The following is a 14362-nucleotide window of genomic DNA, read 5'->3' on the forward strand; positions in this document are numbered from 1 at the left end:
ACGCCCTTCGGCTGCGTGGGATGACCGACGATCGGCAAGCCCTGTGGCAATTCGATGAAGAGCGGCGCCGTCCCTATTCCGCTGCCATCGGCATCTCGTCCGTATGCTCGTGCAGCACCACACCGGCGAGCGGATCGAATTCGCCGATCCAGGGCTTGCGCGCCAGCACCGACTTCGTGTGAGCATAGCCGGCGTGCCAGCGCCGCGTGATCCCGGCCGGGCTGAAGTCGATATCCTTGGTATGGGTCTCGCGCTCGAGCTGCGGCGCCAGCAGCCGCACGACGTGCATGCGGGTCGGACAGCCGTAGCTCGTCAGCTCCCTCACCGCAGGATCGTTGCGTTCGCTCTCGGGGAGCCGCGCCGCGAGCTGGTTGATGACATGGCGCAGGCGATGCGCCTGCTGCTGACGGACGATCTGGCTCGCGATCCGGCTGGAATATTGCACGTCCTTGTGCCGGTTCAGCACCTCCGCCATCGTGGTGGGTTCGGGCCCGACCGGGTTCCACAGATGAACGGAGAAGATCAGCGAGTCCCTGCGTGGGTTGTCGTCGAACACCGCTTCGGTTGGCGTGTTCGAGAGGATGCCGCCGTCCCAATAGAGCTCGCCATCGATCCGCACGGCGGGAAAAGCGGGCGGCAGTGCGCCCGAAGCCATGACATGCTTCACCGTCAGTTCGCCGTCTCGGCTGTCGAAATAGCGCATCTCGCTCGTGCCGACATGAGCTGCGCCAACCGTCAGGCGCGGCGTGCAGCGGTTGGCGAGATCGAAATCGACGAGCTCGCACAGCGTCTTCTCCAGCGGAGCGGTCGAGTAATAGCCCGCGTGATCGGCACCGAGTGGGTAGGAATCGCCGGCATGTGCCAGCGGATTCGGGCGGAAGAAACCTGGAATGCCGTGGGTCACGGTCGCCCAATAGGCCAGCTTCTCGTTGAAGCCCGGAAACACGGTGCGCCAATCCCAGACCGGCTGCTGCTCCATCCGCTTCCAGAACTCCTTCAGGCGCGCAAGCCGGTGCTCGGGCGCGTTGCCCGCAATGAGGCTCGCATTGATCGCGCCGATCGAGGTGCCGATGATCCAGTCCGGCTCGATGCCGGCTTCGTGCAATGCCTGGTAGGCCCCGGCCTGATAGGAGCCGAGTGCGCCGCCGCCCTGGAGCACGAGAACCACCTGTCCCGGCAGGTCCTTGCGCTGGATGTCCGTCTGCGTACCATTCATGTGTCGCTCCTGATCAGCTTGCACTGCCGCTGCCGAAGGCGGCTTGTTACGCCGGCTCATGTTAGTGCGCGGTCCAGCCGCCGTCGACGGGAAGCGCGATGCCGGTGATCGAAGCCGCCGCGTCCGTCGACAGGAACACCGTCAGCGCGCCGAGCTCCTCGACCGTGGCAAAGCGCTTGTTCGGCTGCTGCGCGAGCAGCACGTCGCGGATCACCTGATCGCGCGAGATGCCGTGCGCCTTGGCCTGCCCGTCGATCTGCGCTTCGACCAGCGGCGTATAGACGTAGCCGGGACAGACCGCGTTGCAGGTGATGCCCGCCTCCGCGGTCTCCAGCGCCGTGACCTTCGTCAGACCGACGATGCCGTGCTTGGCGGCGACATAGGCCGCCTTGAACGGCGAGCCGACCAGGCCGTGCGCCGAGGCTACGTTGATGATCCGGCCAAAACCGTTCTGGCGCATCGCCGGCAGCGCGAGCCGCGTGGTGTGGAAGGCCGAGGTCAGGTTGATCGCGAGGATCTGGTCCCATTTCTCGACCGGAAACTGCTCGAGCGGCGCGACATGCTGGATGCCGGCGTTGTTGACGAGGATGTCGAGCCGGCCGGACTCGGCGATGGTCGCCGCGATCATCTCGGCAATCGATTTCGGTCTCGTCATGTCGGCCGGCGAGTAGCTCGCCTTGACGCCGAACTCGGCGGCGATCTGTTCCCGTGTCCGGCCGATCTCGGCGACGACACCGAGACCGTTCAGCACGACATCGGCGCCGGCTGCCGCCAGGGCACGTGCGATGCCAAGACCGATGCCGCTGGTCGAGCCCGTGACCAGCGCGACCCTGCCGGCGAGCGCGCGCGCAGGTTGGGATGTCTGCGGCTTCAGCGGTATGTTCATGACACGGTCTCCGTTGGCGATGACTGGGCTTCCGGCCTTCGCAAGACTTGAAGGATCGCCAGCCCAAACGGAAATACCGGCTGGCTTCCGACTCCATACGTCCGCGCTATTGCGGGCGGGATGTCATTTCCCGTTCCGATCGGCTAGATTCGAGCCCATCTTGCTGGGGAGCCGATCCATGGAAATGCACCAGGTCCGCTATTTCCTCGCGGTGGCGCAGCTTTTGAACTTCACGCGCGCGGCCGAGGAGTGCAACGTCACGCAGCCCTCGCTGACGCGCGCGATCAAGCAGCTCGAGGCCGAGCTCGGCGGCGACCTGTTTCGCCGCGAGCGGCCGGCGGCGCAACTGACCGAGCTCGGCCAGCGCATGCATCCGCTCCTGAAGCAGTGCTTCGACGCCGCCGCCGGCGCGCGCTCGCTCGCCTCCTCGTTCAGGAGCGGAGAGATCGGCGCGCTGCGCATCGCGCTGACGCATTCGATCGATCTGGCATTGCTGATCCCGCACCTCAACGAGATCAGGCGACAGTTCAACCGGCTCGAACTGCGCTTCCTGCGCGGGACGAGCCGCGAGGTCGGTGAATTCCTGAAGAAGGGCGAGGCCGAGCTCGGCATCGCCGCGGAGATCGACGAGGCCTGGGACCGGCTCGACGCCTGGCCGCTGTTCACCGAGAGCTTCGAGCTCGTCGTTGGCGACGGACATCGGCTGGCCGGACGCAGCAGCATCGAACTGGAGGATCTGCGCTCGGAGCAATTGCTGAGCCGGACGTTCTGCGAGCATTCGCGCCGCATCTCCGCCAGCCTGCGCGAGCACGGCATCGAGCATGGCCACGAGATTTCGAGCGAGCGCGACCTGATCGAGCTCGTCGAGGCCGATATCGGTGTCGCCATGATGCCGCACACCTCCCCCTTGCCGGAAACGCTGACGCGCGCCACTGTCGCCGGACTGGACGCCCGTCGCACCGTCAGCCTTTACGGAGTGGCCGGCCGGCAGCGCACGGCGGTCGCCAACGCCGTGATGCGCATGCTGCGCGGCGCCGACTGGCGCGAGATCGCGGGATAATAGGGACTGCTTTTTCTCTTCTCCCCTTGCGGAAGAAGGTGGCGCGAAGCGCCGGATGAGGGGTTCTGTCCGCGTATTCGACGCAAAAGATTCACGCGCGGAGAGAACCCTCACCCGTCTCGCCGCTTCGCGGCGAGCCGCCCTCCCCACAAGCAAGGAGGGGAAGAGTGTGCGCAGCCTCAACCCCTGCTCGCACTCTCCAGCGCCTCGAGCAGATCATCGATTTCCATGCGCTTGCGGAAATCGGGGTCGACGAAGCGGGCTTTGACGATCCCGTCGCGGCCGACCACGAACACGGCCGGGATCGGCAGCAACCAGCCGTCATTGCCGTGGAATCTCGCCATGTCCTGATACGACAACAGGCCCTGGATCTCGGCGCCGAGCCAAATCGCGAGATTGAGCGACAGCGCATAGCCGTTGTCCAGATCGGTCAGGATCGGAAACGGCGCGCCGGATTCGGCCTTGAGCTGCCGAGTGTATTCCTGCGTCTCCGGCATGACCGCGACGACCTGCGCCCCCATCGCCTTGATGCGATCGAGCGCCTGGACCACGGCGCGGACATTGAGCCGGCAATAGGGACACCAGTGGCCGCGGAAGAACATCACGGCGAGCGGACCGCGCTCCAGCAGCGCAGGCAGCGTGACGAGATGGCCGCCCTCGTCCGGCAGCATGAACGGCGGCATCGCATCGCCCGGACGCGGCGCGGTCTCGCCGCCGCCGTTACCGCCCAATCTCGCCACCAGGCGGTCGACGGCCTCGCCATAGGCCGGAAAGACCGCGCGGCTGGCATCAGCATAGGCGCGGAGCTGCTCGTTCAGCGTGCCGTCCATGTCGCGACAGCGCTGGAAGGCAAGCCTGAGCTGTTCGGCATCGGCTGGCGAGAGAGACGTCATCTTCTGCTCCGGCATTGCATTCGGTGAATATTATTTTCCCGGTTCGGCCGCCCGCAAGGGGCGGCCGCGATGCCAGGACCCGTTCAGTTCACGTAGAAATTGCCGGTCGGATCGAGCCGCCCCGAAGTATAGTACATCGATCCGTTGCTCATGAAGAAGACGGTGTTGTCGGGCACCTTCTTGGCGTTCTTCATCATCGCCTCGTGGTTCTTCTCGGCCGGGGCCATGGCCATCGCCGACATCTTGCCCGGGCCGCCATAGACATAGGCCATGCCGGCCTTGAAGTCCCAGGCGGCCTCCGAGAAAGCCGAGGTGGCGATAATGGCAAACGCTGCGGTGGCGATCAGGGTCTTGGACAATTTCGGCATGGGGGTGCTCCTCCGGATTGACGTGAACGCCCGCCAATCGGGCGCCCTGTCATCGGACGCCGAATGACGCGAAAGCGGAAATGCAATTGCCCAATCGGATCGATAGCCGCCGCGCATCAACATAGCACCGCGCTATCGCATCGAGAGCGAGCCGGCATTTCAGGATGGAGGCGATCTCGATGAAGCTCCCGTCATAGCCGGCAACCAGCGTGGTTGCGGTCAACACAGGAGATTTCTCATGTCCAAGCATCCCGGATTGTCGCGCCTGGCCTGGTCCGGCCTTGCCCTCGTCGGCGCACTGACATTCGTGTCGCAGCCGGCCGCCGCGGGCGAATGCCCCGCCGACAAGGTCAAGCCAAACGCCCAGCAGATGGTCGACTACAAGCCGGTCGGCGTCACCGACGTGACGCTGGGCGCCATCGACCTCGGCAAGCAGCCCGCCCATATCGAGGGCCGCGAGCTGCGCTTCCGCAAGCTGACCATCGCACCCGGCGGCATCGTGCCCTGGCATAGCCATGACGACCGTCCCGCGCTGATCTTCGTGCAGCAGGGCGAGATCGTCGAATACGCCTCGAACTGCGTCGATCCGATCGTGCACAAGGCCGGCGACATCCGTCCCGAAGTCCACGGCACCTCGCATTGGTGGAAGAACCTCGGCAAGGACACCGTCATTCTCTATGTCGGCGACGTCCGCAAGGATCCCAACGACCACCACATGTAACGAGCGCCCCCAGCCCCAGCGCGCTCGCTACGAGATGCGGCGCCCGGGACTTCCCCACCCTGGGCGCCGCATCCCTACAGGACGACCGACATGACCGATCTTTCCGCACTGATCAAACCGGCCACGCCGACAATGGAGGCGCACGCGCCGGGTCTGGCGCTGCGCTCGCTCGTCATCGGCCTCACCGCGTTCCTGACCGTCGTCGACCTCTTCGCGACGCAGGCGATCCTGCCCTCGCTGACGCGGCACTACGGCGTCACGCCGGCGGCGATGGGCTTTGCCGTCAACGCCAGCACCTTCGGCATGGCCACGGCCAGCCTCGTGGTCGGCCTTTTCAGCCCGCACATCGACCGTCGCAGCGGCATCCTGCTCAGCCTGGCGCTGCTGGCGATCCCGACCAGCCTGCTGGCCTCGGCGCCAAATCTTGCCGTCTTCACCGCCCTGCGGGTCGCACAGGGCCTTTGCATGGCGTCAGCCTTCGCGCTCACCCTCGCCTATCTCGGCGAGCAATGCAGCGCGATGGACGCCGGCGGCGCTTTTGCTGCCTACATCACGGGGAACGTTGCGAGCAATCTCGTTGGGCGGCTGATTTCGGCGGCGGTTGCCGACAGTCTCGGCCTCGCCTGGAATTTCTATTTCTTCGCGGCCCTCAATCTTGCGGGCGCGGCGCTGGTCTACGTCACGATCAAGCACGTGCCGCCCATGCATGCGGCGGCGCCGCCGGAACCGCCGCTGGCCGCCATGATCGCACATTGGCGCAATCCGCGGCTGCGCGCTGCCTTCGGCATCGGCTTCTGCATCCTGTTCGCCTTCATCGGCACCTTCACCTTCGTGAATTTCGTGCTGGTGCGGCCGCCGCTGGCGCTGGGGATGATGGATCTGGGCCTGGTCTATTTCGTCTTCCTGCCGTCGGTCGTCACGACGCTTCTGGCCGGCAGGGTGGCGTCAAAGCTCGGAACGCGTCCGACCATCTGGGGCGCGCTCGCCATTGCCGGGCTGGGCCTGCCCTTGATGCTGATGCCGCATCTGGGCGAAGTCCTCACCGGTATGGTGCTGGTCGGCGTCGGCACATTCTTCGCGCAGGCAGCAGCGACAGGGTTGGTCGGACAGGCGGCCGCCGACAACCGCGGCATCGCCAGCGGGACCTACCTTGCGTGTTATTTCAGCGGCGGGCTGATCGGTACGGCCGTGCTCGGACGCCTGTTCGACACCTTCGGCTGGCATGCATGCGTGGCCGGAATCGGCATGGCCCTGGGGGTCGCAGCCCTGCTCACCTTCGCCCTGAAGCGCTAGCGCTTGGCCGGGGCTTCCTGCGGCGGCTCGTCGTCGGCGATGGCGCGCCAGGCGGCCCCGTCGAGATCGTCGTACTGGCCGCTCCGGAGCGACCACAGGAAGGCGACGAGGCCGGCACCGCCGAGCATCAAGGCCAGCGGGACCAGGATAACCAGGATCTCCATCACACGATCTCCCGCGAGGCGCTGCGGGCGCGCAGCGAATTCAGCATGACCAGGATCGAGGATCCGCTCATCGCCGCCGCCGCAATCAGGGGCGTCACGACACCGCTGACCGCAACCGGCACGGCGAGGACATTGTAGCCGATCGCAAGCCAGAGATTCTGCCGCATCAAATGCAGCGCCTTGCGCGAGGCATCGATCGCGGCGACCACCGGAGCCAGCGGCCGGCCGAGGAAGACGAGATCGGCGGTGGCCTGGCTCAGATGCGCGGCCGAAATCGGGGACATCGAGACATGGGCCGCCGCGAGCGAAGGCGCATCGTTCATGCCGTCGCCGACCATCAGCACCTTGGCGCCGCGCTGCTTCAATTCCTCGATCCGCGCGATCTTGTCTGCAGGCGTCACGCCGGCGCGCCATTCGGGGATTGCGAGCGCATGCGCCGCCGCCTTCACCGCCGGCTCGCGGTCGCCGGAGAGGATCTCGATGCCGATGTTGCGCGCCTTCAGCGCTGCAATCACGGCCTGCGCATCCGGGCGAAGGCCCTGGCGAACCGAGAGGATGAAGCTTTCGTTGCCCTTGCTGAACGCGACGATGGAGGCTTCGGGATCGACCATGGCGCTGCCGACCAGCGCTTCAGCGCCGCAGAAGGAGGGGCGGCCAAGCCGAAGCGCGATGCCGTCTACGGTCGCATGGACGCCCTGCCCGGCCTCTTCGACCGCACCGACCACAGGCGACTTGGCGCCGGCGGCCTGCGCCACGGCGGCGGCGACCGGATGATGGCTCGACAGCGCGAGCCGGCCAGCGAGTTCGAAGATGTCAGTGGGAATGTCGGCGGCATTCATCACTTCGAGATCGGGCAGCGTCAGCGTGCCGGTCTTGTCGAAGATGACATGGTCGGCCTCGGCCAGCCGCTCGATCGCATCGCCGGAATTGAGCAGCACGCCGGACTTGAACATCGCGCCGGAGGCGATGGTCTGCACGGTCGGAATGGCAAGGCCTAGCGCACAGGGACAGGTGATGATCAGCACGGCAACGCCGGTCACGATCGCATCATGCCAGGACGCGCCTGCAACCACCCAGCCGAGGATGGTCAGAAGCGCGGTCGCATGCACCACCGGCGCGTACAGCCGCGAGGCGCGATCGGCGAGCCGCATGTAGCGCGAGCGCGCCTGCAGCGCGTTGTCGAGCAGCCGCGTGATCTCGGCGAGCAGCGTCGCCTCGGACGCAGCCGAGACCCGCACCCGCAGCGTGCCGGAGATGTTCATCGATCCCGCATAGACAGGCGTGCCATGCTCGGCCGTGACATAGAGCGTCTCGCCGGTGATCAGGCTCTGGTCGATTTCGGAGCGGCCCTCGATCACGGTGCCGTCGACCGCGCAGCGCTCGCCGGGCCTGAGCAGCACGATGTCGCCGGGATGGATCGCAGCGACCGGCACCTGCGAGATCTCGTCGGGACCTATGAACTTCGCGGCCGTCTCCGCCTTCAGCGCCGCGAGATTGCCGGCGACCGCGCGGGTCCGCCGCCGCATGTTCTGGTCGAGGAAGCGGCCGACCAGGAGGAAGGTCAGCAGCATGATCGCCGCGTCGAAATAGGCGTGCTCGGCGTGGTGGACGGTCTCGACCACGGACATGCCGAGCGCCAGGATCACGCCGATCGAGATCGGCACGTCCATGTTGGTCGTCTTCGCCGACAGCGCGCGCCAGGCCGAACGGAAGAAAGGCTGGCCGGCATAGGCCGCCGCCGGCAGCGCGATCAGCGCCGAGAGCCAGTGGAAGAAGTCGCGCTGCTCGGGCAGCATGTCCGAGACGTTGCCCGACCACACCGGGATCGACAGCATCATCACGTTCATGGTGGCGAAGGCGGCGACGCCGAGGCAGCGCAGCAGGAAGCGCGATTCGGCGACCTCCGCCACCTCCGCGCTCTCGGTCTCGAACGGATAGGCCTTGTAGCCGAGCTCCTCGAGCCGGTCGATGAAGCGGCCGGGGTCGAGCGTGCCCGCCTTCCATTCCAGCGCGACGCGGCGGTCGGTGAGGTTGACGCGCGCCAGCGTGACGTCGGGGATGGCGGACAGGCCGCGCTCGATCTTGGCCATGCAGCCGGCGCAGTGAACGCCTTCGACCGCGAGGTCGATATGCTGGACCCCTTCGCCCGCATCGCGAACATAGTGAGAGAAATCGCGCGTGACCTGCATGACAAAATCCTTCAGTTCAGGATCACGCGATTGCGCGACATGAACACGCGCGTCCCCCGCGCCTCGCCCTCGATCACCAGGTCCCATTGGCCCGGCGCGACGGACGCGGCATCGCCGCGATAAAGGCCGATGCCGGCCTCGGTGAGCTCGACGGCGAGATCGGCGCGCTTGTCGGTCGGCCTTTCCAGGCGTCCGCCGAATTTCAGCCCGGAGATCGGCTGGCCGCCGGCATCGCGCGCCTCGACCTGGACCATTGCGCCGCCGTCGTTGCGGCGCTCGATATGGGCGTTGACCTTCCATTTGCGCGAAGCCTGGTCGTGCGCCGCCAAGATCTCGCGCTCGTAGGTCAGGCCGGCGGCATAGGGGCTGTCGACGTCGGTGCCGGGCAGCGTCGCGATCGCCAGCTTCATCATGGTGACGTTGACGCCGATCACGAGGCCGAAGAAAGCGACCAGCATCAGGAAGACCTTGGTTCCAGTCAGCGGCTTGGATGACATGACGGTCTCCTGAACTTACGGCGCGACGAAATTGTCGGTGGCGCTCGCGGCGACGCCGAGGCCGATATCCATGACGTGGAAGCGAACCGGAATTGACTTCTCCGGGTTGTTTTCAGCCGGTGCGGTGACGAGCAGCCGCAGCTCGCTGGTGGAGTCGCGCGGGATCACGATGATCGGCCGATCCGGCGTCACCGAATCGACGCCGACGACGTGCATCGTGGGATTGACCGGCCCCTCGACGTCGATGGCGATGGCGCGATCGTAGCCGCTCTTGTTCAACAGCCGCACCGTGTAGGCGTTACGGATCGAGCCGTCGCTGAGCTTGACCGCGACCGGATTGCGGTCGTGCAGCACGTTGACGTCGAGCAGGCTGCGGGTCGCCAGCGTATAGACCATGAAGCCGCCGATCGCCGCGATGATCGCGCTGTAGACGATGGTGCGGGCCCGGACGATCCGGTAGATCGGCGCCTTGCCTTCCTGGCGGCGATGGATGTTGATGTCGTTGTCGTAGCCGATCAGCCGCTTCGGCCGGCCGATCTTGGCCATCACGTTGTCGCAGGCATCGATGCACAGGCCGCACTGGATGCACTCCATCTGCGGTCCATTGCGGATGTCGATGCCGGTCGGGCAGACCGCGACGCATTGGTAGCAATCGACGCAATCGCCGACCTGCTCGCCGAGCGCGCGCAGCTCGGCAGCCTTCTTGACCGAGGTGCGCTTCTCGCCACGGTCGTAGCGGTAGGTGACGTTGAGCGCCCATTCGTCGGTGAGCGCGGCCTGAATGCGCGGCCACGGGCACATATAGGTGCAGACCTGCTCGCGCATGTAGCCGGCGAGGATGTAGGTCGTCGCAGTGAGGATGCCGATCCAGATATAGGCGATCATCGGCCCCTGGAAGGTGACGAGCTCCTTCACCAGGGTCGGCGCGTCATTGAAGTAGAGCACCCAGGCGCCGCCGGTCCACCAGGCGATCATGAGCCAGATCGAATGCTTGAGCACGATCTCGGAGATGCGCTCGAGCTTCAGGGGGTCGGACGATTTGTCCTTCTTCATCCGCTCGCGCCGGTCACCTTCGATCAGACGCTCGACCGCGTAGAACAGGTCGGTCCACACCGTCTGCGGACAGAGATAGCCGCACCAGATGCGGCCGCCGACCGAGTTCATCAGGAACAGCGCCACCGCGGCCACGATCAACAGGCCGGTGAAGTAGTAGACCTCCTGCGGCCACAGCTCGATGAAGAAGAAGTAGAAGCGGCTGTTGGGAAGATCGATCAGCACCGCCTGGCTGGGGGCGCCAAGGCCGCGGTTCCAGCGCACGAACGGCAGGAAATAATAGACGCCGAGGCAGATCGCCATCAGGCCCCATTTGATCCGGCGGAAGGTGCCGGAGACGCTCTGCGGATAGACCTTCTTGCGGGCCGCGTAGAGCGGTCCGTTGTCGTCCGCAGGCTTCAGCTCGTTCGGGTTGACGGTCTTGTTCATCGCTTGGAACTTCTGAAAGAGGTGCGATTGAACCTAGACCCGACACCGCCGCATCAGTTGATCCAGCTCAAACGGGGGCACTTTTGTTCGCCCCCGCCTGAACCGTTCGAGCCGCGGATCCGCTATTTTCCACCGCCGAGCGAGTGGACGTAGACCGCCATCGCCTTGATGGTGGCGGGATCGAGCCGCCCTTCCCAGGCCGGCATCACGCCGGCACGGCCCTGGCCGATGGTCTCGATCAGGCTCGCCTCTTCGGAGCCGTAGAGCCAGATCTTGTCGGTCAGGTTCGGGGCGCCCATCTCCTGGTTGCCCTTGCCGCCGTCGCCGTGGCAGGCGACGCAGTTTTCCGCGAAGATCTTCTCACCCTTGGCTTTGTCGAAGCCCTGACGGGTCGACAGGCCCGACAGCGACCGCACGTAATTGGCGACCGTGACGATCTCGTCACCCTTCAGCACGCCGTCCTTGCCGAAGGCGAGCATCTGGCCCTCATGCGTCTTGGCATGACCAGAACGTGCGCCGAACTGGATGGTCTGCATGATCTGGTCGAGCGTGCCGCCCCACAGCCAGTCGTCGTCGTTCAGGTTCGGATAGCCCTTGGCGCCGGCGGCGCCGGAGCCGTGGCAGGGCGCGCAATTGTCGCCGAACACGGTCTTGCCCTTGGCGCGGGCGAGCGCCAGCAAGGCCGGGTCCTTCTCGATGTCGGCGAGCGAGGCCGCTCCCAGCGCCGTCATCTTGTCACCGCGGATCTTCTCGAGATTGGCGAGTTCGACCGCGACGTCGGCGCGCGAGGAGTAGCCGAACATGCCCGTGGTGTTGCTGGAGACGAGCGGCCAGGCCGGATAGACGACCCAGTAGCCGATCGACCAGACGATGGTGAGGTAGAAGCAGATCACCCACCAGCGCGGCAGCGGCGTGTTGAGCTCCTTGATGCCGTCCCACTCGTGCCCGGTCGTGGACTTGCCGGAGACGGAATCGATGTCGCTATGATGATCGGTCATGGTCTCTCACTCCTCCCGCAACGGCAGGTGTGCTGCTTCATCGAAAGCAGCCTTGTTACGGGGCCAAAATGCGTAGGCGATGATCGCGAGAAAGATCGCGACGAACACCGGCGTCCAGATCGTCGTCACGAGCTCGGACGCTAGATTGTGGACTGACAGGATAGCTTTCATCGTACGTGCCTTCTCAGCGTAGATTGGCTTTCTCGTTGTAGATCTTGAAGTCGACCAGCGTGCCGAGCATCTGCAGGTACGCGATCAGCGCATCCATCTCGGTCGGCGTGCCGGCCTTGCCGTCGAAATTGCGCACGACGGCCTTGGCGTAGCGCTTGTTGAAGGCGTCGGTGCCGGCGTTCTCCGGATCGGCCTGGGCCTTCATATCGGCGGCAGCATTGGCGATCTGCTCGTCGCTATAGGGCACGCCGACGACCCTCAGCGTGCGCATGTCGCCGGCGATCGCATCCGGGTCGACCTCGGTCTTGCTGAGGAACGGGTAGCCGGGCATCACCGACTGCGGCACGATCGCCCGCGGGTTGGTCAGATGGGTGACGTGCCAGTCGTCGGAGTATTTGGCGCCGACGCGGGCAAGATCCGGCCCGGTGCGCTTGGAGCCCCACTGGAACGGGTGGTCGTACATGCTCTCGGCGGCGAGCGAGAAGTGGCCGTAGCGCTCGACCTCGTCGCGCAGGGGGCGGACCATCTGCGAATGGCAGAGATAGCAGCCCTCGCGGACGTAGACGTTGCGCCCCGCCAGCTCCAGCGGCGTGTAGGGCCTGACCCCGTCGACCTTCTCGATCGTGCTCTTGAGGTAGAACAACGGGGTGATCTCGACGAGACCGCCGATCGCGATCACCAGCAGGATGCCGACGATCAGGACGATCGAGTTCTTTTCGAAGACTTGGTGGCGTGTCCAGAACGACATTGCTTTAGCTCCTCATTCCGCCGGCTGAAGAGCGACGGGCATCTGAACTTCCTGTTCGCCGACGCGAACGGTCATCCAGAGATTGTAGGCCATGATCAGCGCGCCGATCAGGAACAGCCCACCGCCGGCGGCGCGGATGATGTAGAAGGGATGCATCGCCTCGACGGTCTCGATGAAGGAATATTCGAGGAAGCCGAGCGAGGTGTAGGCACGCCACATCAGGCCCTGGAGGATGCCGGACACCCACATTGCCGAGATGTAGAGGACGATGCCGAGGGTCGCGACCCAGAAGTGCCAGTTGACGAGCTTCAGGCTGTAGAGGCCCTTGCGATTCCACGCCCACGGCACCAGGCAGTACAGCGCGCCGAAGGAGACGAAGCCGACCCAGCCGAGCGCGCCGGAGTGCACGTGGCCGATGGTCCAGTCGGTGTAGTGGCTGAGCGAGTTGACCACCTTGATCGACATCATCGGGCCTTCGAAGGTCGACATGCCGTAGAAGGCGACGGAGACCACCAGCATGCGCAGCACGGGGTCGGTGCGCAGCTTGTCCCAGGCACCCGACAGCGTCATCAGGCCGTTGATCATGCCGCCCCAGGAGGGCATCCACAGCATGATCGAGAAGGTCATGCCCAGCGTCTGCGTCCAGTCCGGCAGCGCCGTGTAGTGCAGATGGTGGGGACCAGCCCAGATGTAGAGGAAGATCAGCGCCCAGAAGTGGATGATCGACAGCCGGTAGGAATAGATCGGCCGCTCGGCGCGCTTGGGGATGAAGTAGTACATGATGGCGAGGAAGCCGGCGGTCAGGAAGAAGCCGACCGCGTTGTGGCCGTACCACCACTGGAACATGGCGTCCTGGATGCCGCCCCAGGCGACGTAGGACTTCGAGCCGAACACCGAGACGGGAAGCGCCGGATTGTTGCCGAGATGCAGGACCGCGATCGTCACGATGAAGGCGAGATAGAACCAGTTCGCGACGAAGATGTGCGGCTCCTTGCGCTTGATGATGGTGGCAAGGAAGACGAGCAGATAGGCGACCCAGACGATGGTCAGCCACAGATCGGCGTACCATTCCGGCTCGGCATATTCCTTCGACTGGGTGACGCCGAGCAGATAGCCGGTGCCGGCGATCAGAATGAAGAAATTGTAGCCCACCACGACGAACCACGGCGCGAGATCGCCGGCAAGGCGCGCGCGGCAGGACTTCTGCACCACGTAGAACGAGGTCGCGATCAGCACGTTGCCGCCGAACGCGAAGATCACGGCCGAGGTGTGCAGCGGCCGCAGGCGGCCGAAGCTGGTCCAGGGCAGATCGAAGTTCAGCGCGGGCCAGGCCAGCTGCGAGGCGATGATGAGGCCGACCAGGAAGCCGGCAATGCCCCAGAACATCGCCATGAAGGAGGAGAACTTGATCGGACCCATATTGTAGTTGGGGCGACCGTTGATCTCCTCCGGCGGCAGCGCCGCCGGGCGATCGAGGTAGCGGTTGACGATGACGAACACCGCGGCCAGGCTCGCCGCCGCGCTGAGCGCGGCATGGAAGGCGAAGGGCGCATCGAGCGCCTTGGCTGCGGCGATCACGCAGAGGAAGGCGGTGACTGCGAACACGACAGCCAGGCCGCTTTCACCGATGGTCATGGATTTGGAGATGGAGGGCTGGCTCATGCGGATTCTCTCTG

15 protein-coding genes are annotated in these 14362 nt (G+C 65.4%); 3 read left to right on the top strand and 12 right to left on the bottom strand.

All coding sequences use genetic code 11. The features are described from left to right. Positions 1-73 precede the first annotated feature (73 nt). Positions 74-1216, bottom strand: coding sequence for a DUF3734 domain-containing protein (locus RPS27_RS36225; RefSeq protein ID WP_212065375.1), 1143 nt, complete (start codon positions 1214-1216; stop codon positions 74-76). Positions 1217-1277: 61 nt separating this feature from the next. After that, positions 1278-2102: a 3-hydroxybutyrate dehydrogenase gene (locus RPS27_RS36230; protein ID WP_194406892.1), complete on the bottom strand. Its 825-nt coding sequence runs from the start codon at positions 2100-2102 to the stop codon at positions 1278-1280. Between the two features lie 178 nt (positions 2103-2280). Between RPS27_RS36230 and RPS27_RS36235 the strand changes: the two genes are divergently transcribed. Continuing rightward, complete coding sequence (locus tag RPS27_RS36235) at positions 2281-3162, top strand: LysR family transcriptional regulator (RefSeq protein ID WP_194406891.1); 882 nt, start codon at positions 2281-2283, stop codon at positions 3160-3162. A 179-nt stretch (positions 3163-3341) separates the two neighbouring features. Here the strand turns inward: RPS27_RS36235 and RPS27_RS36240 are convergent, their stop codons facing one another. Beyond that, the gene (locus RPS27_RS36240; protein ID WP_212065376.1) at positions 3342-4055 is read right to left on the bottom strand and encodes a peroxiredoxin-like family protein; all 714 of its coding nucleotides are present in this window, start codon (positions 4053-4055) and stop codon (positions 3342-3344) included. A gap of 83 nt (positions 4056-4138) precedes the next feature. After that, the gene (locus RPS27_RS36245; RefSeq protein WP_194406889.1) at positions 4139-4423 is read right to left on the bottom strand and encodes a hypothetical protein; all 285 of its coding nucleotides are present in this window, start codon (positions 4421-4423) and stop codon (positions 4139-4141) included. 238 nt (positions 4424-4661) lie between these two features. Here RPS27_RS36245 and RPS27_RS36250 point away from each other — a divergent pair, with 238 nt between their 5' ends. Further along, positions 4662-5144, top strand: a complete 483-nt coding sequence (locus tag RPS27_RS36250; RefSeq protein ID WP_211417860.1) for a cupin domain-containing protein — start codon at positions 4662-4664, stop codon at positions 5142-5144. A gap of 90 nt (positions 5145-5234) precedes the next feature. Continuing rightward, positions 5235-6437, top strand: coding sequence for an MFS transporter (locus RPS27_RS36255; protein WP_212065377.1), 1203 nt, complete (start codon positions 5235-5237; stop codon positions 6435-6437). Here the strand turns inward: RPS27_RS36255 and ccoS are convergent. The 8 genes from ccoS to ccoN form a co-directional block, all read right to left on the bottom strand. After that, a complete protein-coding gene (ccoS, locus tag RPS27_RS36260; protein WP_008550618.1) occupies positions 6434-6601 on the bottom strand; it encodes a cbb3-type cytochrome oxidase assembly protein CcoS in 168 nt (55 codons plus the stop codon). The genes RPS27_RS36255 and ccoS overlap by 4 nt on opposite strands. Beyond that, positions 6601-8790: a cation-translocating P-type ATPase gene (locus tag RPS27_RS36265; protein WP_212065378.1), complete on the bottom strand. Its 2190-nt coding sequence runs from the start codon at positions 8788-8790 to the stop codon at positions 6601-6603. Before RPS27_RS36265 ends, ccoS begins: the two co-directional genes overlap by 1 nt. A gap of 11 nt (positions 8791-8801) precedes the next feature. Further along, a complete protein-coding gene (locus tag RPS27_RS36270; RefSeq protein ID WP_212065379.1) occupies positions 8802-9287 on the bottom strand; it encodes a FixH family protein in 486 nt (161 codons plus the stop codon). 15 nt (positions 9288-9302) lie between these two features. Continuing rightward, positions 9303-10769, bottom strand: coding sequence for a cytochrome c oxidase accessory protein CcoG (ccoG, locus tag RPS27_RS36275; RefSeq protein WP_212065380.1), 1467 nt, complete (start codon positions 10767-10769; stop codon positions 9303-9305). Positions 10770-10891: 122 nt separating this feature from the next. Beyond that, entirely contained in the window at positions 10892-11767 is an 876-nt protein-coding gene (ccoP, locus tag RPS27_RS36280; RefSeq protein WP_212065381.1) for a cytochrome-c oxidase, cbb3-type subunit III, read from the bottom strand. Between the two features lie 6 nt (positions 11768-11773). Next, complete coding sequence (locus RPS27_RS36285; protein ID WP_194406882.1) at positions 11774-11938, bottom strand: cbb3-type cytochrome oxidase subunit 3; 165 nt, start codon at positions 11936-11938, stop codon at positions 11774-11776. A 13-nt stretch (positions 11939-11951) separates the two neighbouring features. Then, a complete protein-coding gene (gene ccoO, locus RPS27_RS36290) occupies positions 11952-12686 on the bottom strand; it encodes a cytochrome-c oxidase, cbb3-type subunit II (RefSeq protein WP_212065382.1) in 735 nt (244 codons plus the stop codon). Positions 12687-12698: 12 nt separating this feature from the next. Beyond that, a complete protein-coding gene (gene ccoN / locus RPS27_RS36295; RefSeq protein WP_212065383.1) occupies positions 12699-14348 on the bottom strand; it encodes a cytochrome-c oxidase, cbb3-type subunit I in 1650 nt (549 codons plus the stop codon). Positions 14349-14362: the final 14 nt, after the last annotated feature.

This window comes from Bradyrhizobium sp. WYCCWR 12699, from assembly GCF_032144035.1.
Lineage (GTDB): Bacteria > Pseudomonadota > Alphaproteobacteria > Rhizobiales > Xanthobacteraceae > Bradyrhizobium.